Consider the following 19,384-nt stretch of genomic DNA (forward strand, 5'->3'; position numbering starts at 1 on the left):
ATACTGTGGATGCAGCATAGAGGGTTGCCTACCGATTAAGCAAAGGAAACTTAAACGTTTTGTAACTAACCTTCGATCTTGGTCAGATCGGCAACCGAAAGACATAGATTGCGGATGCGCGACAAGAGGTTAAGCCGGTTGCGGCGCAGCACTTGGCTATCCGCATTGACCTGCACATCGGTAAAGAATGCATCAACAGCGGGCCGGATTGCCGCCATCGCGGCCATGGCAGTGCTGAAATCTTCAGCAGCCATCGCAGGGGCGATTTTTGCATCTGCGGCATCAAGGGCAGCAAACAGCGCCTTTTCGGCGTCGTCTTCGGCGAATTTGATGTCAGCGCCATAGGAATATTCAACACCGTCTTTTTCTTCGGCCTGCGTCAGAATGTTATTGGCGCGCTTGAACCCTTGAATAAGGTTTTCACCATCATCCGTGGCCAGTGTTTCCGCCAAAGCCTCTGCCCGTTTAACCAACAACGTCAGATCATCATTGCCCGGCATCGCAATGCAAGCGTCGATGATGTCGTGACGAATGCCTTTGTCTTTGAGGAAGACTTTCAGGCGGTCATGGAAGAACGAGAGGAGGTCAAAAGCGTTCGCAGAAATTGTTTCAGTCAGCGATCGATCTTTGTGTAAAGGGATTCCGACCATACTAAAGCGTTGCTGGCCGTGCCCGTCAATCGCAGCAGTTAAAGGAACTTTATTGCCATTTTCCAAAACCAATCGAATAACACCAAGCGCAGCCCTACGCAGCGCAAACGGGTCTTTTGACCCTGTCGGCTTTTCATCAATCGCCCAGAACCCGGTCAGCGTGTCGACCTTATCGGCGAGCGCCACGGCCACGGATAAAGGTGCCGTTGGCACATCATCTGATGGACCAAGCGGGGAATAATGTTCTTGGCAAGCGGCGGCGACGGATGCGTCCAGCCCTGCTTCGGTTGCGTAGTAGCGGCCCATCAACCCTTGCAGTTCAGGGAATTCATAGACCATTTCAGACGACAGATCGGCCTTGGCCACACGTGCGGCCTGTTCAGCCAAATCCGGGTCCGCGCCAACGGCTGGCGCGATTTCGCGCGCAAGTGCCGCGATGCGCTCAATCCGGTCTTTCTGGCTGCCCAGTTTGTTGTGGAATGTGACGTTTGATAGGCCTTCCAGCCAAGGCTCCATCCCCGCCTTAGCCACGCGCAGATCATTTTCCCAAAAGAATTTTGCATCCGCCAAGCGGGCGAACAGCACCTTTTGGTTACCTGCAAGAATGGTCGCGCCATTGTCCGCTGTGACCATATTGGCGACGGTCACGAACCGTTCAATCCGGCCCGTTTTCGGGTTGCGCACGGAAAAGAACTTTTGGTGTTCTTTCATGGATGTTTGCAGCACCTCGGGCGGCAGCCCAAGGAAATCATCGGCGATCTGCCCCAGCAGGACAACGGGCCATTCAACCAGTCCTGCAACCTCTGCCAACAATCCGCGATCTTCGACCACCTCAAGCCCCAGCGCAAAGGCTTGGTTTGTGGCGTCATGCCAAATGAGTTCGGCGCGTTCATCGGCGCGCAGGATCACATTGGCGCGCTTCAGCTTTGCCTCGTAATCGTCAAACCCGTTGACCGAAAACGCATCGGGCGCAAGAAAGCGGTGCCCGCGCGTCGTATTGCCCGCACTGATGCCGTCAATATCCAGCGGCACAACCTGCGCGCCGCCTTCGTCCGATAGGATACAAATAATCGAATGCAGCGGGCGCACCCATTTCAGCGGAGCGTCGCCCCAGCGCATGGATTTCGGCCAAGGGAAATTGCGGATCGTGTTGTCCAGCACTTCGGCAATGATATCGGCCGCCAAACGCCCCGGTTTTTCGATCACGGCAAAGTACACCTGACCTTTTTTGTCGTCGCGGATTTCAAGCGCGTCGCGTGTCACCCCTGCCCCGCGCAAGAACCCTTCGATCGCTTTATCAGGCGCGCCGACCTTTGGGCCTTTGCGTTCTTCGCGGGTGGCTTTGCTTTCTGCTGATAACCCGTCAAGCGACAGCGCAAGACGGCGCGGTGTCGAAAACGCCGCGGCACCCGCATAGGTCAATCCGGCCTCGACCAGACCATCCGTGACCAGTTTTTTCAGATCATCCGCCGCGCGCGTTTGCATACGGGCGGGAATTTCTTCGGAGAAAAGTTCAATCAGCAGATCAGGCATCAGTTCTGGCTTTCGGGTGGGCAGGTTTCGGGGGCTGGGTTTCCGTCAAAGACGACCTCGCCACATGCATTGATTTGGTGCCACGCATAGGCGCGGCCATCGGGGTAGACGGCAACAATGCGGTCGATCCCGTAGTGGATGTTTTCGGTTCCCAGAAACGCAATCGCATTTCCGGTTTCAAGGTCCGCGCCGATTTGTTCGGCGTCAAAGCAATCAAACCAATCGGGTGCGATGCGCGGCTCTGCTTCGTCGACAATGACATAGGTTTCGGTCAGCATGGCCTGGCTTAACACGGTGGTAAAACAGGCGCGGTAGCGGATCGGGCTGCTGTCGGAATCGATGGCGTCAAAGCTGTCATAGATGATCGGCTCTGCCTCTCCGGTCACGACAGAGGTCAGTTCGACCTGCGCGTCTGCCGCGTCAACTTCGACGTAATAAGCGTAAACCTGAAGGTAATAAAGCGCGGCACCTGCGATCAAAGCTGACATGACAATCCCCACAATTGCGATACGGACCCCCGACATCAGGCCGCGGCCCCGGCGGCACCGGTTTGCATAAACGCGTCGGCGCATTGTTTGGCCAGCGCGCGCACGCGTCCGATATAGGCTTGGCGTTCGGTGACCGAAATCACGCCGCGCGCGTCAAGCAGGTTGAACAAATGGCTGGCCTTGATGCATTGGTCATAGGCGGGGTGCGCCATGATGATGCGTTTGCCGGTTTTGGGGTCTTGGGCAGGTTGTTCAAGGATACGTTGGCATTCGGCTTCGGCGTCTTTGAAGTGCTGCAGCAGGATATCGGTGTCGGCCACGTCAAAATTCCAGCGCGCGTATTCTTCTTCGGTCTGTTTGAACACATCGCGGTAGGTCAGCGGGTTTGGCGCGTCGGGATCGTTGAACGGCATGTCCATCACATGATCCACGCCCAGAATATACATCGCCAGACGTTCCAGCCCGTAAGTCAATTCGCCGGACACAGGTTTGCAGTCATAGCCGCCAACCTGTTGGAAATAGGTGAATTGCGAGACTTCCATCCCATCGCACCAGACTTCCCAGCCGAGGCCCCACGCGCCCAATGTCGGGCTTTCCCAGTCGTCTTCGACAAAGCGGATGTCATGCAGGGATGCATCAACCCCAATCGCCTTGAGCGAGCCAAGATAGAGTTCCTGCAAATCCGGCGGGCTTGGTTTGATCAGGACCTGATATTGGTAATAATGCTGCAAACGGTTCGGGTTTTCGCCGTAACGCCCATCTGTCGGGCGCCGTGAAGGCTGCACATAGGCGGCGGCCCATGCTTTGGACCCAAGCGCACGCAGGGTTGTGGCCGGATGGAACGTGCCCGCGCCGACTTCCATGTCGTAGGGTTGCAAGATGGCACAGCCCTTGCTGGCCCAATAAGTCTGAAGCCGCAGGATAATGTCCTGAAAACTGCGTGGTTTGTCTGCCATGGTGCCCCTCGTCTACAATCATGCGTTCAATAGGCTGCTGCGCCCAAAGGGTCAATTGGGCAACGGGTTGCAAGAAAAAGTCATAATTGTGTAAAAACTGTGGCAACACGTCTTGCACCGAACATGATCCCACGCCAGTCATGGGGTATTGGTTCCAAAATTTGCCTGCGGAGTAGAAATGATCAAAGTAATTATTGCATTTGTGCTATTCAGCGTTTCAGCGGTTTCCGCGACAGCACAAGACAATTTTTGGGTTCAGGTCGAAGCCCAGACATCGTTGACCGGCGCGCAGGACCGCGCCCGCGATTATGCGGGCACGCTTGACAGTGTGCATGGATATTATCTGGGCAACGGCTTTTATGGCATCTTTATCGGCCCCTATTCCGAAACCAATGCTGAAACCGCGCTGCAAACATTGCTCAGCCTTGGCGTGATTCCTTCAGACAGTTTTGTAAAAGAAGGAAGCCGGTTCCAACAGCAATTCTGGCCAATCGGCGGGCGCACGGTCCAGTCGGTGCAAACCACGGCTGACACGCAACCGACCCCAACGGATACGGCTGTTGCGATTGCCGCCCCTGCCGATGAAACCGTCGCCGAAGCCCGCGCGAGCGAGGCCGCACTTGACCGCCCCGCCAAGGAAGACTTGCAAATCGCGCTGCGCTGGGCGGGTCATTACGATGCGGCAATCGACGGTTCATTCGGGCGTGGTACCCGCGCGGCAATGGAAGCATGGCAAATTGCCAACGGCGAAGAACCGACAGGTGTTTTAACCACGCGCCAGCGCGCCAGATTGCTTGAACAATATGACAGCATTCTCGAAGGAACCGATTTGCGTCTAGTGCGCGATGACGCCTCTGGCATCCAGATGCAAATCCCGACAGGGCTTGTGGCATTTACCGAATATAAACCGCCTTTCGTGCGCTTTGACCCCAGTGCTGATGAACCGCATGCGCAAGTCTTGTTTATTTCGCAAACCGGCGACGCGGGCCGGCTTGTCGGGCTCTACGAGATCATGCAGGTGCTTGACATCGTGCCCACCGAAGGCCCGCGCAATCTGACCAGCACAGGGTTTGAAATCGAAGGCATCGACACTGAGCGCCATTCTTACACATCGGTCACGCTGGAAGGTAACGATATCAAGGGGTTCACGCTTGTCTGGCCTGCGGGCGATGACGCGCGCCGCATCCGCGTTCTTGAGATCATGAAAGACAGCTTTGAACGGCTGGACGGCACGCTTGATCCGGCGATTGCCCCCCCGGGCGAAGACCAATCCATTGATCTGGTTTCAGGTCTGACCGTGCGCCAGCCCAAGCTTTCACGTTCGGGGTTCTATGTCTCTGACGACGGGGTAGTCGTCACCACAGACGAGGCGGTCGCGCAATGCGCGCAGATCACCGTGGACCGCGATACCGATGCAGAACTGATTGCAATGGATGCCGACCTTGGCATCGCGCTGTTGCGCCCGACCTCGGCGATCACGCCACATGGCACCGCCGCGTTCCAAACCGGCACCCCGCGTCTGCAGGATCAGATTGTTGTCGGCGGCTACCCCTATAGCGGCGCACTTAGCGCGCCAACGCTCACCTTCGGGCAGGTCGTTGATATCCGCAGCCTGACCGGCGACGACCGCCTTGTGCGCCTGTCGATTTTGCCGCAACCCAGCGATGCTGGCGGTCCGGTGTTCGATAAATACGGCGCTGTCATTGGCATGCTCTTGCCACGGATCGACGGCAATTCGCAGGTGCTCCCGCCCGAGGTCAATTTTTCCGCAGATGCGGCGCAAATCATGGCACTGCTCGAGACCAACGCAGTTTCAGCGCAGGTCAGCACAGACCTGACCGAAGTCGGCCCCGTACAAATGACCCGCCACGCGGCAGATATCACTGTTTTGGTCAGCTGCTGGTAATCAGTTTTTCCAGAACTTGATCGAAAGAATGGTCAGCACGACCATAATCTCGAGCCGCCCCACAAACATCGCAATGGACAATATCCATTTTGCGCTGTCGTTGATGTGCACAAAATTGCCGGCGGGCCCGATTTCAGAGCCAAGCCCCGGACCGATATTTGCAATTGCCGTCGCGGCACCTGAAATCGACGTGATAAAATCAAGTCCAGTTAGCGCAAGCAGCGTGGCAGTAACCCCCAAAAGCAATACAAAAGCCACAAAAAACGCCATAACAGAGTTCATGACATCTTCGCTGATGGCGCGCCCTTCAAACCGCGGCGTGAATATGCCGTGCGGTGAATGGATCTGACGGATATGAGATTTGATCGACGCAAAAAGGATCTGGTAGCGAAAAACCTTGACCGAACAGGCCGTCGACCCCGCGCAGCCGCCAATCAGGCCGACAAAAAAGAATAGAACCACGGGAAAAGTGCCCCAAGTCATATAGTCCGCGCTTGAATAGCCGGTGCCGGACATCACCGAAACAACGTTGAACAGCGCTTCACGAAATGCGATTTCGGTAAATGTGCCTTCGCGCCCCCAAACCCAAGCCGTTGTGAGCAGCACGCAAACGCTGATAACCGATAGAAAAGCACGTATCTGGCTATCGCGCATCAGCGGCTGCGCAGTGCCTGCCATCAGTTGCACAAAGCGCACGAATGGCAGCGCCGCGAGGATCATGAACACGGTTGCAATATAGTGCGCTGCGGCACCAAAGCCACCGAACGAACTATCGTAGTTGGCCATCCCTCCTGTCGAAACAGTTGTCATCGCATGGACCATTGCATCAAACGGTTCCATTCCGGCGAACCCATAAGCCAACCCGCACGCAACGGTTAACCCGATATAGATGACAGAAATACGGCTCGCAATTTCACCTGCGCGCGGCAAGATTTTCCCCATTGTATCAAAGGCTTCTGACCGGAAAATTTGCATACCCCCAACCCGCAGTTCGGGCAGGAATACCATTGCGACAACGATGATCCCGACACCGCCCAACCATTGTAGGATTCCGCGCCAAAGCTTGAGCCCGTCAGGCAACGCATCAAGCCCTTCAAAGGTTGTGGACCCTGTTGTCGTCAGCCCTGACATCGCCTCGAAAAACGCGTCTGTAAAGCTGGCTTCGGGCACGCCCAACATGAAGGGCAAAGCGCCAAAAATCGGCAAGGTCAACCAGACCAGCGATGTCAGCAAGAATGTCTGGCGCAGCGACAACCCTTCCCCGACCCCGTTGGCACAGGCCATGGCCATCACGCCGCCGGTCAGGATTGTAATGATCGCGCATTCAAAAAACACCGACCAATGCCCGTTTTGCGCCACCAGATCCGCAGCTAGTGCAGCAAGCATGGTCACACCAAGTGCGGCAACCAGCAGCCCGACAACATATCCAATGGGTCGAAAATCAATCATAATGCAGCGTTGGACTGACGCGGCTTGCGTGTCAAGAATAGGTCGCAAAATGACAGGCAAACGCTGTCGCTTGGCCCGCGCAAGATGGGTTGACGCAACAGCTTTGCCTAAATTGCCATCGGCACCGGACGCGCGGCCCAATCACGACAGGCCGCGCCAAAGGCTTCGAACAAGGGGCGCGAAACCGGATCATCACCCGCATTCCATTCAGGATGCCATTGCACCGACAGGGTGAACCCAGGCGCATCGGCGATGTAGATCGCTTCGGGGGTGCCGTCGGGTGCATGCCCGTCGATAATCACGCGCGCACCGGGCTGCTTGATCCCCTGACCGTGCAGCGTATTTGTCATCACCTCTTGCGTACCCAGCAATGCGCGAAACGGGCCGTCGTGGGTGAATGCAACCTTATGGCGGAGCGCAAATTTCTCCTCCAACGTCCCGTCTGGGGGCATGCGGTGATTATCGCGGCCCGGCAGATCGCGGATTTCGGGATAAAGTGTGCCGCCCATGGCAACGTTAACCTCTTGAAAGCCGCGACAAATTCCCATGATTGGCTGTCCGCGTTCAACACAGGCGCGGATCAAGGGCAAGGCGATCCCGTCGCGCGCACGGTCAAACAGCCCATGCGCGGGGGTTTCTGGTTCGCCGTATTCTTCGGGATGCACATTGGGCCGCCCGCCGGTAAACAAAAAACCGTCGCAACGCGCCATCAGTGCTTCAAGACAGACCATCCCCGCGCCCGCGGGTACGATCAAAGGCAACCCTTGCGCCACATCCGCGACAGCCCGCACATTCATTTCAGCGGCTGCATATGCAAGATATTCATCATTGATCATATGGCTGTTGCCGATAATTCCGATCACTGGTTTCATGACGCCTGCCCCTTCTTTCAGGGATTCAATACCGCGCCCGTCAAAGCAACAAAAGAGGTTTGCGCGCACAACCGGCCCGTCCGAAATGCACAGCCAACCCTTTGGGCAGCCATCCGCAGAAATGCTAAAAGCCGCGCCTTTTTGCAAAAAGCGCGGCCTATCTCGTGTGGTTCGGGTGGATCAGGCTTCTCCGGTCAATCCGGCCCCTTCGAGCCCCGCCAGCCCTGCGATGACATCATTGTCAGATGTATCACCGGTAACGCCGATCGCGCCAATCACAGCACCGCGTTTGTCGCGCACCAGAATACCACCCGGTACAGGCACAACCTGTCCGCCGTAAACACCGTTTACCGCTGCCATGAAATAGGGTTGCTGTTCGGCGCGCGCCATTTGGGCCGTGCCCGCCATGCCCAGCATCACAGCGCCATAAGCCTTGCCATGCGCGATGCCAAAACGCCCGGGCGCAGACCCATCCGCGCGTTCAAACGCCTTCACATGCCCGCCCGCATCCAGCACCACAATCGACAAGGGCTTAAGCCCCATTTCGTCACCCTTTGCCATTGTCTTGCGGATAATTGTGCGGGCTTTACTGGCTGAAATCTCTGCCATTTCTCTCTCCTCGTAGGGTGGATCTTGATCCACCCGCGTTAATGGTTGCGTTGCGCTTTCAGTTCAAGCCGACGTTGATGCAACACAGGTTCGGTATAGCCCGAGGGCTGGATGCGCCCTTTGAACACCAGATCACAGGCGGCTTGAAACGCGATCCCGTCAAAATTTGGCGCCATCGGACGATACGCCGCGTCCGCGACGTTTTGCCCGTCAACAACCACAGCCATTTTGCGCATGGCATCCATAACCTGCTCTTGGGTCACAACATCGTGGTGCAACCAATTGGCCAAAGCTTGGCTCGAAATCCGGCAGGTTGCGCGGTCTTCCATCAGCCCAACATCATGAATATCGGGCACTTTGGAACAGCCTACCCCCTGATCCACCCAGCGCACAACATAGCCCAAGATACCTTGGGCGTTGTTTTCAATCTCTTGGGTGATCACATCCTCCGGCCAATTGGCATCAGCCGCAAACGGAATAGTCAGAAGATCAGTCAATGTGCCACGCGCACCGCCTGCCTTGATCTCGTCCTGGCGGGCGATCACGTCAATGGCGTGATAATGTGTAGCATGCAGTGTGGCCGCCGTGGGCGACGGCACCCACGCACAATTCGCGCCCGCATTCGGGTGGCCAACCTTGGCCACCAGCATATCCGCCATCAGATCAGGCATCGCCCACATGCCTTTGCCGATCTGCGCCTTGCCCTGCAAACCGCAGGCAAGCCCGATATCAACATTGCGATCCTCATAGGATTTGATCCATGCGCTGTTTTTCATCTCGCCTTTGGGCACCATTGGACCGGCTTCCATACTGGTGTGGATTTCGTCACCCGTGCGATCAAGGAACCCTGTGTTGATAAAGGCGACCCGTGATTTCGCCGCGCGAATGCATTCTTTCAGGTTCACCGATGTGCGGCGCTCTTCGTCCATGATCCCGAGCTTGACGGTATTGGCAGGCAGGCCCAACGTGGCCTCTACACGGTCAAAAATTTCGCAGGCAAATGCGACCTCTTCGGGGCCATGCATTTTAGGTTTCACCACATAGACCGATCCATGCAATGAATTGCCACCATCGCGCTGCAAATCATGCATCGCAATCAGGGTTGTGCACATGGCGTCCATCAGGCCTTCGCCGACCTCATGCCCGTCAGCGTCCAGAATGGCGGGGTTGGTCATCAGATGGCCCACGTTGCGCACCAACATGAGCGAACGGCCCTTATGTGTCTGTGCGCTGCCGTCGGGGGCCGTATAGGTCACATCGGGGTTCAGCTTGCGGGTAAATGTCTTGCCGCCCTTGCTGACCTCTTCCTCAAGATCGCCGCGCATCAGCCCCAGCCAGTTGCCATAGGCTGCGACCTTGTCTTCGGCATCCACAGCCGCAACGGAATCCTCGCAATCCATGATCGTGGACAGCGCCGATTCCAGCACGATATCAGAAATCCCTGCCCCGTCCGCGCTACCAATCGGGCTGGTCGGGTCAACGACAATCTTGATTAGCAGGCCGTTGGCGCGCAGGAAAATTTCCGCATCGGCGTTATGGCCCGCAAATTGGGTCACGTCCTTTAGCGCAGGCGTCAATGCGCCACCCGCAACCGACAGGCCGCTGATATCGGCCCAAGACCCGTTTGCCAGCGGCGCAACCTTATCCAGATGCGCACGCCCCCAAGCAATCACACGCGCGCCGCGCGCGGCGTCATAGCCTTTGCCGCTTGGCAAATCGCCCAGCGCATCTGTGCCATATAGCGCATCATAAAGACTGCCCCAGCGCGCATTGGCGGCATTCAGCGCAAACCGCGCATTGGTAATCGGCACCACAAGCTGCGGCCCCGGCAATGTTGCGATTTCAGGATCGACATTGACGGTTTCAATTGCAAAATCAGGGCCTTCGGGAACCAGATATCCACTGGTTTCCAAAAATGCCTGATATGCAGCCGCATCATGGGGTTTGCCCCGATGCGCCACATGCCAGTCATCAAGTGCGGCCTGCATATCTTCGCGTTTTTGCAGCAGATCGCGCCCGCGCGGCCCCATTTCGGCGACAAGTCCGGCAAAACCCTGCCAGAACGCATCCGCGCTGACGCCTGTCCCGACAAGCGCCCTTCCATCGATAAACTGCGCAAGTTCGGCTGCAACCTGCAACCCATGCTTTTCAATCCGGTCTGTCATGGTGTTCCCCCGTTTTGCGGCGCGCGCAGGCTTTTTGCGCGCTTTCCCAACGAAGTAGAACAGATATCGCGCAAGAACAACAAGCCCGCAATTGCTGCAGCACTTATCGCTAAGGCCGATAAATCATTTCTGCGGTGGGTTCTTGCGGGCAATGGTGCGCGCACATATCGTCTGCGCAAAGAATAAGGAAACCAGATGCAAAACGCCGCGCCACAAACGATTTATCTCAAAGATTATACGCCGCCCGCCTATCTTGTGGACTCCGTGCATCTGACGTTCAAGCTCGCGCCGACAACAACGCGGGTCATCGCGCGGATCGCGTTCCGGCCTAACCCGCAGGCGCAATCGCGTGAATTCTTTTTGCACGGCGAACAGCTGCGGCTGATTTCGGCGGCGATTGACGGGCAGCCGGTCACCCCTGATGTGACGCCGACAGGATTGACCTGCGCGGTGCCAAACACGCCATTCATTTTTGAATCCGAGGTCGAAATCAGCCCGCAGACCAACACCGCGCTTGAGGGGCTATATATGTCCAACGGCATGTATTGCACCCAATGCGAGGCCGAAGGGTTCCGCAAGATCACCTATTATCCCGACCGCCCCGATGTGATGGCCGTATTTACCGTGCGGATTGAAGGCGACCTGCCGGTCCTTTTGTCAAATGGCAATCCGGTGGCAAAGGGCGAAGGTTGGGCCGAATGGCACGACCCTTGGCCGAAACCGGCCTATCTGTTTGCGCTTGTCGGTGGCAATCTGGTGAACCACGCGGACAGTTTTACCACGATGGAAGGGCGCGACGTTGCGCTCAATATCTGGGTCCGGCCAGGTGACGACGAACATAAATGCGCCTTTGGCATGGGCGCGCTCAAAGCATCGATGAAATGGGACGAAGATGTTTACGGGCGCGCCTATGATTTGGATATTTTCAACATCGTCGCCGTTGATGATTTCAATATGGGCGCGATGGAAAACAAGGGTTTGAATATTTTCAACTCTTCCGCCGTATTGGCCAGCGCCGAAACCGCGACCGATGCGAATTTCGAACGGATCGAAGCGATCATCGCACACGAATATTTCCACAATTGGACCGGCAACCGGATTACCTGCCGCGACTGGTTCCAGCTATGCCTCAAAGAAGGGCTGACCGTGTTTCGCGACCAGCAGTTTACCGGCGATATGCGCGGCCATGCCGCAAAACGGATTGATGATGCCGTCGTTTTGCGCGCGCATCAGTTCCGCGAGGATGGCGGCCCGCTGGCCCACCCTGTACGCCCCGCCAGTTTCGTTGAGATTAACAATTTCTACACCGTCACCGTCTATGAAAAAGGCGCCGAGATTATCGGGATGCTGAAACGATTGGTGGGGGATGACGGATATAAAAAGGCGCTTGATCTCTATTTTGACCGCCACGACGGCGATGCCGCCACAATCGAAGATTGGTTGCGCGTTTTTGAGGATGCAACAGGCCGCGACCTGACCCAATTTGCACTGTGGTACGCCCAAGCAGGCACGCCGCGTGTCACGGTGACGGATGCATTTGACAATGGCAATTATCAGCTGACACTGACCCAAATGACACCCCCGACCCCGGGGCAGCCTGAAAAGGCGGCGATGCATATTCCGGTCGCGGTCGGACTGTTGGATAATGCAGGCAAGGAAATCGTTCCAACACGGATTTTGGAACTGACCGAACCCGTGCAGACCTTTACCTTTGAAGGGCTGGCCGGCAAGCCTGTCGCGTCGATCTTGCGCGGGTTTTCTGCCCCTGTGATCTTGGACCACACACAAACCAATGCGCAGCGCGCGTTCTTGCTTGCCCATGATACCGATCCGTTCAACCGCTGGGACGCGGGGCGCGCGCTGGCACAGGATGTGCTGCATGACATGGTGCGCGACGACAAGGTTCCGGATGCCGCGTTTTTTGACGGGCTTGCGGCGGTGCTGCGCGACGACCGGCTTGATCCGGCGTTCCGTGCGCTAGTTCTTGGCCTTCCGTCACAAGATGACACCGCGCAGGCATTGGTTGATGCAGGTCAAACCCCTGATCCCACAGCTATTTTCCAAGCACACGAAGCTCTCGGGTTGCAGATCGCACAGCATTTGCAAGACACATTGCCGCGCATCTATGCCCAAATGGCGGTCACCGGCCCCTATACGCCCGACGCGAAGAGCGCGGGCAAACGCGCGCTTGGCAATCGGGTTCTGGCGCTCATGTCAAAAATTGACGGCGGAAGGCAGGCAGCGGCGCAATATGCGGAGGCCGACAACATGACCCAACAGCTTGCGGCGCTTGGCGCGCTGCTAAATATCGGCAAAGGGTTGGATGAACTGACCGCGTTTGAAACGCAATGGCAGCATGACCGTCTGGTTATGGACAAATGGTTCGGGCTTCAGGTCACCTGTGCAGGCCCCGAAAATACGGCCAATGTGGCAGCAAGGCTGACAGCACACCCCGCATTTACCATGAAAAACCCCAACCGGTTCCGCGCGGTTTTTGGCGCGCTCAAAGCCAATGCAGCAGGGTTCCACGACCCGTCGGGCGCGTCCTATGACCTGCTGGCCGACTGGCTGATCAAACTCGACGCGCTTAACCCGCAAACCACTGCGCGGATGGTCACATCTTTTGACACATGGAAACGCTATGACACTAACCGCCAAGACAAAATGCGCGCTGCACTGGGCCGGATCGCGGGCACGCCAAGCCTTTCACGCGATACCACCGAAATGGTGACCCGGATCTTGGGCTGATTCACTTGAAGCCCGGCCAAGGTTCTTTTAGACAACTGTGAAACTTGCCAAAGGATGCGCAGATGCTCGACCTGACATATGAAACGCCGACCCCAAAAGTAATTGCAGGTGCCAAGCACGACTGGGAGCTTGTAATCGGTCTGGAAGTCCACGCGCAGGTCGCGACCAAAGCGAAATTGTTTTCAGGCGCATCCACCCTGTTTGGTGCCGAACCCAACAGCAACGTGGCCTTTGTGGACGCAGGCATGCCCGGTATGCTGCCTGTCATCAACGAGGCATGCGTCGCCCAAGCGGTGCGCACGGGGCTGGGGCTAAAGGCCGAAATCAACCTTGTGTCCGCCTTTGACCGCAAAAACTATTTCTACCCCGATCTGCCGCAAGGCTACCAGATTTCGCAGCTTTACCACCCGATTGTGGGCGAAGGCGAAGTGCTGGTTGAAATGGGCGATGGCACCGCGCGCAACGTGCGCATCGAACGCATCCACCTTGAACAGGACGCGGGCAAATCGATCCACGATATGGACCCGAACATGTCATTCGTGGACCTGAACCGGACTGGCGTGGCGCTGATGGAAATCGTCAGCCGCCCCGATATTCGCGGCCCAGAAGAAGCCGCCGCCTATGTGCTGAAACTGCGCCAGATCCTGCGCTATCTGGGCACTTGCGACGGCAACATGCAAAACGGCAACATGCGCGCGGATGTGAACGTGTCGATCTGCCGCCCAGGCGATTACGAAAAATATCAAGCAAGCCAAGACTTTAGCCATCTTGGCACACGTTGTGAGATCAAGAACATGAACTCGACGCGGTTTATCCAAGCCGCGATCGAGGTCGAGGCACGCCGTCAGATTGCCCTGCTTGAGGACGGCAAAGCAGTGGTACAGGAAACCCGTCTTTACGATCCTGACAAAAACGAAACGCGGTCCATGCGGTCAAAAGAAGAAGCGCATGATTATCGCTACTTCCCCGATCCTGATCTGCTGCCGCTCGAGATCGAACAGGCATGGGTTGATGATATCGCGGCGGCGCTTCCCGAATTGCCCGACGCCAAAAAGGCACGGTTTATCGCGGATTTCGGCCTGTCCGACTATGACGCATCCGTGCTGACAGCCGAAGTCACCAATGCCGCCTATTTTGAGCAGGTCGCCGCAGGACGTGACGGGAAACTGGCCGCGAACTGGGTGATCAACGAATTGTTCGGCCGCCTGAAAAAAGACGGTGACAAAGACATCGCCGACAGCCCCGTGAGCGCGGCACAGCTTGGCCAGATTATCACGCTGATCAAATCTGACGTTATTTCCGGCAAAATCGCCAAGGACGTTTTCGAAATTTGTTACACAACCGGCCGCGACCCCGAAGAAATCGTCGAGACCGAAGGCATGAAACAGGTCACCGACACCGGTGCGATCGAAGCGGCGGTCGATGAAATCATCGCAGCCAATCCCGCACAGGTCGAAAAGGCGAAAGCCAACCCCAAACTTGCGGGCTGGTTCGTGGGTCAGGTGATGAAAGCCACAGGCGGCAAGGCCAATCCGGCGGTCGTAAACCAATTGGTTGCGGCCAAGCTGGGGTCATAGACCTGTGATAAGGTCGGTGCGTGCTTGGCAATGCGCACCGTTCGCGTTAACAATCCGGGTCTGATTAATTGAGGTGACGCAATGTCATACGAATACATGGTTGTGCCGGCGCCAACGCGCGGGATCAAAGCCAAAGGTGCCAAAACCGCCCAAGAACGGTTCGCCATTGCGCTTGAGACAAAGATGAACACGATGGCCAATAACGGCTGGGACTACGTGCGCACGGATACGCTGCCGTCCGAGCAGCGCGAAGGCCTGATGAGCAAGACCACCGTTTACCAAAACATGATGGTCTTTCGCCGCGCGAAAAAGGCGCCGCGTAAGGTTGCGCCTACGCCGGCACCCGTCGTTGCGGCACCCCCTGCCCCGCCGCGCCCTGCGCCATCGGTGCGCCCCGCAAGCGAGCCACCAAAGGTCACGGCCAAATCAGAGGATGACGCGGAAGCGTAACTATCTGATATCAATCGCAAGCGCATGAATGCGGTTGATAATATCAGGGCCCAATGCCGCATGAATGGCGCGGTGGCGGGCGATCCGCGACATGTTTTCCAACTGCGCTGCCTTGATCACGATACGCCAATGGCTTTCGCCGGACCCGTCGTCACCGGCATGGCCCGCGTGTTGCGCACTTTCGTTGATCACGGTGACCTCTGACGGTGAAAGTGTCGCCAAAGCTTCGTAAATTTCTGCCTGAATTGCCATTATTTTTCTTCTACCCTCTTCAATCTCTCGCTGTGGGGTTTAAAGTCTGTTGTCCGAGTCGGAAAGGTGAGACGCACCATGAAAAAGAATGACCCCTTTGGTTTTGACATGTCCGTGTCGAGTTCAAAGAAGAAAAATCCGCGTGGGCGGCGTGGCCTGTCGGGGGCTTCGGAAACCGCGCAGCGCGTGTGTTGCCAGGACGGCTGCGAAGAAGAAGCGAAATTCCGCGCGCCGAAATCACCCGATATTCTGGACGACTACTATTGGTTCTGCCAGCAGCATGTGCGTGAATACAATCTCAAGTGGAATTTCTTCGAAACCACGACAGAGGCAGAGCTTGCCGCGCAGATGACCAGCGACCGCGTGTGGGAACGGCCGACAAAGCCCATGAAACGTAGTGTCGAGGAGCGCGCATGGGCGCGCTTGGGCATTGAAGACCCGCATCAGGTGTTGGGTGAAAACGCGACCCGCAATCCCGGCCGTGGCGCGCCAACCGGCCGCAAACTGCCCCCAACCGAACGCCGCGCGATCGAGGTGCTGGATGCCAAGGATTCATGGTCAAAACCGCAAATCCGCAAGGCCTATAAGGCGCTGATCAAGGTGCTGCACCCCGATATGAACGGCGGCGACCGCAGCCAGGAAGAACAGCTTTCCGAAGTTGTCTGGGCTTGGGACCAGATCAAAGCCAGCAAACATTTCCGCGAAAAAGACTAAAAAAGGGGCCTTCTGGCCCCTTTTTTCACGCTAACAGAATAATCGTTAATGTAAGTGATTGCGTTTGCGGTAGAACTGCGCCTGCGACAGGGCGCTTAGCTGGCTCACCGCAGCGATATCGGCCAATTGTGTCATCCGGCGCATATCATTGGCCCGCCGCACCAAAAGCACATGCACCATCAGCACAACCAGCCCCCATGCAACCGCAAGCCAGGGTTTCATCCCGAAAGCCGCGATCACCATGATTGGCGCAAAGAATGTCCCTGAAAGCGGTGCAATCAATGTGCCCGCGATCATGGCCGCAACAAGCGCCATCACGCAGCCGCCGAAAATGGCACGCGCGCCACCAACCCAGCCTGACAGGCCCAACCAACGGCGGGAAATATGCAACGCGATAATACCGCTAAGCCCGCCAACCATCACAAGCCCGGCGTCGGTCCCGAACAGCGAACGCGCAAGCACATCCACATTACCGCCGTGTGAGGTCAATAAATATGTCATCCCCGCAGAGGTTGCGCCAATCGCGGCATAGGCGGTTGCCAGTGCTTTTGCGCTGCGCGAAGGATTGAAAACCTGTCCGAATATTTTTGTCATCATAAGCCCTCTAACACTCGTAATTAAAGGTAACTTACCCTCGGGATGGTCAATGATCCGTGTCGCACAACACAGATAAATAAATTACCTGCCTTTTTTGTGCCATATTTGGCCCGATTTTTCAATAATTAAAGCCGTGTCTGCGATTTCGCAAAAACAGCTAAAAACATAAGCAAGGTCAATTCCCTAGCCTGCGCACCGAAAACCGGTCGAAAAAAATCTTTATCAGTACACAATAGTACACCGTATTTTCGCCACATTCTGCCCGAATATTTGCAACCCCGCGCGCCCGTCGTCAGGCAGCCCCGAACACCAGACTTACCCCGTTCAGGCAATGCCGCTTTCCAGTGGGCTGCGGCCCGTCATCAAAGATGTGACCAAGATGGCTGCCGCAACGCCGGCAATGGCATTCGGTACGCACTGAAAACAGTTTGCGGTCTTCCATTGTGCCAATTGCATTGGGCAGGCTTTCAAAAAAGCTTGGCCAGCCGGTGCCGCTGTCATATTTGGCTTCGGATGCGTAAAGCGGCAGATCACAGCCGCGGCAAAAATAGGTGCCAGCCGCATAATTCTTGTCCAAGGGCGATGATCCGGGGCGCTCGGTCGCTTCCTCGCGCATCACCTGATATTCCAGTTCGGTCAGCATCGCGCGCCACTCAGCCTCTGTGCGGGTGACTTCAAACGCGGCCTGCGCCTGGGCTGTGCGCGCAAGCAGTAAGCTGGCAAATGTTGTGGCGATAAATTCTCGGCGGTGCATGGGTTATCCTTTCAGCGTTTAGGTGGATTGTAATGCACCGCCATGTTTCAGGCGATGCACTTTGCAGTGAGGACGGCGTCAACCTATGCGTTGATACCAACCAAAAATCCGTCTTTCACAACCTCTTAACCTGCAACAGCAGGCAGCATGACAGTGTCGATCACATGGATCACACCATTTGATTGTTTTACGTCCGCAACGGTGACAGTGGCGATCTGGCCCTGCTCGTCCTCGAGCATGATTTCACCGTTGCTATATGTCGCTTGCAATGTGCAACCGCCCAAGGTTGGGACGGGGTGACGGCCGTTGTCATCCGCGATCATACCCTGAATGGCGTCAGACATCGCGTTTGCAGCCACCACATGGCAGGTCAGGATTTGCACCAGACGGTCCATGTTTTCCGGCTTTAGCAGTTCTTCGACCGACCCGGCTGGCAGTTTTGCAAAGGCGTCGTCAGTTGGGGCGAATACGGTGAACGGGCCTTCGCCAGATAGCGTTTCGGCCAATTCAGCTTGCACGACAGCGGCGACCAATGTCGTGTGGATCGGGCTGTTGACCGCGTTTTCAACGATATTCATGGTCGCGAGCATCTCCGCACCGCCAACGGTGGGGTTCATTGCGTGGCTTTCGGCAAATGATGTGCCTGCAATAAATGTCATGGCGACGGACGCTGCGATTGTCTTTGTAAAAGTCATTGTGGTCTCTCCTGGTTAAATCCGTGGCGTGTTTGCCGCGGTCGAGAGAAGCCACGCAGAAAGCGTCTTAAGAGTTTCAAACTTTTATAGTTTTTCTCAAATTATTATTTAAACAACTGAATACAAACAAAAAGTATCCTGTATTTTTACGCTGGCCGCCTTTAAGCCTATCACTTCAATCGGTGTTTTAGAATGTCAGTCGGCTTTGACCTTTACATCATCAACCGCACTAAATTCAGAAAAACCAGCGAAGCTGCCTATCGTTCAAGCCGCAGTGAATGGCAGGAACGAGCCGCGAGCTACCGATGCCGCAGGGGTCATAGATGTCGGCTTTTGCACGCGTATCTCTAAGTCAACAACTGTGCAGCAATCGCTTTTGCGCGGGCATAACCCGCCTTGTCGCCCAAAGACATATGAGTCACCGTTGCGCCCTCGATAAGTAAGAACAGCGAGCGGGGTAGGTTATCTGGCTGTGCCAGACCGAGCGGCAAACAAAGAGAGTACAGGCGATCCAAGAAACGCTTTTTGTATTGCCGTGCGATTTCGCCGATTTCATCCTGAGAATCACCATATTCCGTAAGAGCGCTTACGAAATAACATCCATTGAAATCTGATCTTTCAGCCCAGTCTTGCATCCCGTCAAAGCAGCTTAGAATTTGATCTACCGTTCTAGGGCCTGCGGCAGCAACATATGTTTCAAGATGTGTTGCCAACCGATCGCCGCGTCTTCGTAACGTTTCGCAAATTAGTTCGTGCTTCCCTTTGAAACCCTTATACAGCGTCATTTTCGCGACACCGGCTTCCGCCAGCACACGATCAACAGAAACCCCTTTGAAACCTTCTTTCGAAAAGACGGCTTCGGCAGTCTGCAGTAAAAGTTCACGCTTTGGGGCAGGCATGGGCAAGGCTCCGAACAAGATGCTTGCAAAGGGTAGACTATTTCGTCTACTCAATGCAAGCAAGTGGACG

At 56.1% G+C, this 19,384-nt stretch carries 17 protein-coding genes; 5 read left to right on the forward strand and 12 right to left on the reverse strand.

Features of this window, described 5'->3' with window-relative positions; genetic code table 11:
* Positions 1 to 65: 65 nt before the first annotated feature.
* From glyS to BM320_RS09250, 3 genes are read right to left on the reverse strand one after another with little or no spacing between them, the layout of a single operon-like run.
* Positions 66 to 2,183, reverse strand: coding sequence for a glycine--tRNA ligase subunit beta (glyS, locus tag BM320_RS09240; protein WP_090199245.1), 2,118 nt, complete (start codon positions 2,181 to 2,183; stop codon positions 66 to 68).
* Positions 2,183 to 2,671: a DUF6446 family protein gene (locus BM320_RS09245; RefSeq protein ID WP_242650986.1), complete on the reverse strand. Its 489-nt coding sequence runs from the start codon at positions 2,669 to 2,671 to the stop codon at positions 2,183 to 2,185. The genes glyS and BM320_RS09245 overlap by 1 nt, the downstream gene beginning before the upstream one ends.
* A gap of 35 nt (positions 2,672 to 2,706) precedes the next feature.
* Entirely contained in the window at positions 2,707 to 3,627 is a 921-nt protein-coding gene (locus BM320_RS09250; RefSeq protein ID WP_090199249.1) for a glycine--tRNA ligase subunit alpha, read from the reverse strand.
* A gap of 178 nt (positions 3,628 to 3,805) precedes the next feature.
* Between BM320_RS09250 and BM320_RS09255 the strand changes: the two genes are divergently transcribed.
* Positions 3,806 to 5,533 carry a serine protease gene (locus BM320_RS09255; protein WP_090199251.1) on the forward strand — a complete coding sequence of 576 codons (1,728 nt, stop codon included), beginning with the start codon at positions 3,806 to 3,808 and terminating at the stop codon, positions 5,531 to 5,533.
* Here BM320_RS09255 and BM320_RS09260 read toward each other — a convergent pair whose 3' ends face one another.
* The 4 genes from BM320_RS09260 to BM320_RS09275 all read right to left on the reverse strand — a co-directional run bounded on the left by BM320_RS09260 (position 5,534) and on the right by BM320_RS09275 (position 10,628).
* Positions 5,534 to 6,982 (reverse strand): TrkH family potassium uptake protein, encoded by a 1,449-nt coding sequence (locus tag BM320_RS09260; RefSeq protein WP_090199253.1) that lies wholly within the window; start codon positions 6,980 to 6,982, stop codon positions 5,534 to 5,536.
* A 107-nt stretch (positions 6,983 to 7,089) separates the two neighbouring features.
* A complete protein-coding gene (locus BM320_RS09265) occupies positions 7,090 to 7,854 on the reverse strand; it encodes a gamma-glutamyl-gamma-aminobutyrate hydrolase family protein (protein ID WP_090200520.1) in 765 nt (254 codons plus the stop codon).
* Positions 7,855 to 8,034: 180 nt separating this feature from the next.
* On the reverse strand, positions 8,035 to 8,463 hold the full coding sequence (locus BM320_RS09270) for a GlcG/HbpS family heme-binding protein (protein WP_090199255.1): 429 nt from the start codon (positions 8,461 to 8,463) through the stop codon (positions 8,035 to 8,037).
* 38 nt (positions 8,464 to 8,501) lie between these two features.
* Positions 8,502 to 10,628 carry a malate synthase G gene (locus BM320_RS09275; RefSeq protein ID WP_090199265.1) on the reverse strand — a complete coding sequence of 709 codons (2,127 nt, stop codon included), beginning with the start codon at positions 10,626 to 10,628 and terminating at the stop codon, positions 8,502 to 8,504.
* A 195-nt stretch (positions 10,629 to 10,823) separates the two neighbouring features.
* On the opposite strand from BM320_RS09275, the gene pepN reads away from it, so the two are divergent.
* From pepN to BM320_RS09290, 3 genes are all read left to right on the forward strand, one after another.
* Complete coding sequence (gene pepN / locus BM320_RS09280; protein ID WP_090199267.1) at positions 10,824 to 13,376, forward strand: aminopeptidase N; 2,553 nt, start codon at positions 10,824 to 10,826, stop codon at positions 13,374 to 13,376.
* Between the two features lie 62 nt (positions 13,377 to 13,438).
* The gene (gene gatB, locus BM320_RS09285; RefSeq protein ID WP_090199269.1) at positions 13,439 to 14,953 is read left to right on the forward strand and encodes an Asp-tRNA(Asn)/Glu-tRNA(Gln) amidotransferase subunit GatB; all 1,515 of its coding nucleotides are present in this window, start codon (positions 13,439 to 13,441) and stop codon (positions 14,951 to 14,953) included.
* An 81-nt stretch (positions 14,954 to 15,034) separates the two neighbouring features.
* Positions 15,035 to 15,403 carry a hypothetical protein gene (locus BM320_RS09290; RefSeq protein ID WP_090199271.1) on the forward strand — a complete coding sequence of 123 codons (369 nt, stop codon included), beginning with the start codon at positions 15,035 to 15,037 and terminating at the stop codon, positions 15,401 to 15,403.
* Here BM320_RS09290 and BM320_RS09295 read toward each other — a convergent pair whose 3' ends face one another.
* A complete protein-coding gene (locus tag BM320_RS09295; protein WP_090199273.1) occupies positions 15,404 to 15,655 on the reverse strand; it encodes a BolA family protein in 252 nt (83 codons plus the stop codon).
* A 78-nt stretch (positions 15,656 to 15,733) separates the two neighbouring features.
* Between BM320_RS09295 and BM320_RS09300 the strand changes: the two genes are divergently transcribed.
* Positions 15,734 to 16,369 (forward strand): J domain-containing protein, encoded by a 636-nt coding sequence (locus BM320_RS09300; RefSeq protein ID WP_090199275.1) that lies wholly within the window; start codon positions 15,734 to 15,736, stop codon positions 16,367 to 16,369.
* Positions 16,370 to 16,414: 45 nt separating this feature from the next.
* Here BM320_RS09300 and BM320_RS09305 read toward each other — a convergent pair whose 3' ends face one another.
* The 4 genes from BM320_RS09305 to BM320_RS09320 all read right to left on the reverse strand — a co-directional run bounded on the left by BM320_RS09305 (position 16,415) and on the right by BM320_RS09320 (position 19,314).
* Positions 16,415 to 16,963, reverse strand: coding sequence for a hypothetical protein (locus tag BM320_RS09305; RefSeq protein ID WP_165615017.1), 549 nt, complete (start codon positions 16,961 to 16,963; stop codon positions 16,415 to 16,417).
* A 295-nt stretch (positions 16,964 to 17,258) separates the two neighbouring features.
* A complete protein-coding gene (gene msrB, locus BM320_RS09310; protein WP_090199279.1) occupies positions 17,259 to 17,720 on the reverse strand; it encodes a peptide-methionine (R)-S-oxide reductase MsrB in 462 nt (153 codons plus the stop codon).
* Positions 17,721 to 17,845: 125 nt separating this feature from the next.
* On the reverse strand, positions 17,846 to 18,415 hold the full coding sequence (locus BM320_RS09315) for a fasciclin domain-containing protein (protein ID WP_090199281.1): 570 nt from the start codon (positions 18,413 to 18,415) through the stop codon (positions 17,846 to 17,848).
* A gap of 347 nt (positions 18,416 to 18,762) precedes the next feature.
* Positions 18,763 to 19,314, reverse strand: a complete 552-nt coding sequence (locus BM320_RS09320; RefSeq protein WP_090199283.1) for a TetR/AcrR family transcriptional regulator — start codon at positions 19,312 to 19,314, stop codon at positions 18,763 to 18,765.
* Positions 19,315 to 19,384 lie beyond the last annotated feature (70 nt).

It is taken from the genome of Yoonia tamlensis, assembly GCF_900115105.1.
In the GTDB taxonomy this organism is placed as follows: domain Bacteria; phylum Pseudomonadota; class Alphaproteobacteria; order Rhodobacterales; family Rhodobacteraceae; genus Yoonia; species Yoonia tamlensis.

Bases quoted from the DNA above. Each gene is read 5' to 3' on its own strand.
- glyS (WP_090199245.1), bottom strand. From the start codon at position 2,183: ATGCCTGATCTGCTGATTGAACTTTTCTCCGAAGAAATTCCCGCCCGT.
- BM320_RS09245 (WP_242650986.1), bottom strand. From the start codon at position 2,671: ATGTCAGCTTTGATCGCAGGTGCCGCGCTTTATTACCTTCAGGTTTAC.
- BM320_RS09250 (WP_090199249.1), bottom strand. From the start codon at position 3,627: ATGGCAGACAAACCACGCAGTTTTCAGGACATTATCCTGCGGCTTCAG.
- BM320_RS09255 (WP_090199251.1), top strand. From the start codon at position 3,806: ATGATCAAAGTAATTATTGCATTTGTGCTATTCAGCGTTTCAGCGGTT.
- BM320_RS09260 (WP_090199253.1), bottom strand. From the start codon at position 6,982: ATGATTGATTTTCGACCCATTGGATATGTTGTCGGGCTGCTGGTTGCC.
- BM320_RS09265 (WP_090200520.1), bottom strand. From the start codon at position 7,854: ATGAAACCAGTGATCGGAATTATCGGCAACAGCCATATGATCAATGAT.
- BM320_RS09270 (WP_090199255.1), bottom strand. From the start codon at position 8,463: ATGGCAGAGATTTCAGCCAGTAAAGCCCGCACAATTATCCGCAAGACA.
- BM320_RS09275 (WP_090199265.1), bottom strand. From the start codon at position 10,628: ATGACAGACCGGATTGAAAAGCATGGGTTGCAGGTTGCAGCCGAACTT.
- pepN (WP_090199267.1), top strand. From the start codon at position 10,824: ATGCAAAACGCCGCGCCACAAACGATTTATCTCAAAGATTATACGCCG.
- gatB (WP_090199269.1), top strand. From the start codon at position 13,439: ATGCTCGACCTGACATATGAAACGCCGACCCCAAAAGTAATTGCAGGT.
- BM320_RS09290 (WP_090199271.1), top strand. From the start codon at position 15,035: ATGTCATACGAATACATGGTTGTGCCGGCGCCAACGCGCGGGATCAAA.
- BM320_RS09295 (WP_090199273.1), bottom strand. From the start codon at position 15,655: ATGGCAATTCAGGCAGAAATTTACGAAGCTTTGGCGACACTTTCACCG.
- BM320_RS09300 (WP_090199275.1), top strand. From the start codon at position 15,734: ATGAAAAAGAATGACCCCTTTGGTTTTGACATGTCCGTGTCGAGTTCA.
- BM320_RS09305 (WP_165615017.1), bottom strand. From the start codon at position 16,963: ATGACAAAAATATTCGGACAGGTTTTCAATCCTTCGCGCAGCGCAAAA.
- msrB (WP_090199279.1), bottom strand. From the start codon at position 17,720: ATGCACCGCCGAGAATTTATCGCCACAACATTTGCCAGCTTACTGCTT.
- BM320_RS09315 (WP_090199281.1), bottom strand. From the start codon at position 18,415: ATGACTTTTACAAAGACAATCGCAGCGTCCGTCGCCATGACATTTATT.
- BM320_RS09320 (WP_090199283.1), bottom strand. From the start codon at position 19,314: ATGCCTGCCCCAAAGCGTGAACTTTTACTGCAGACTGCCGAAGCCGTC.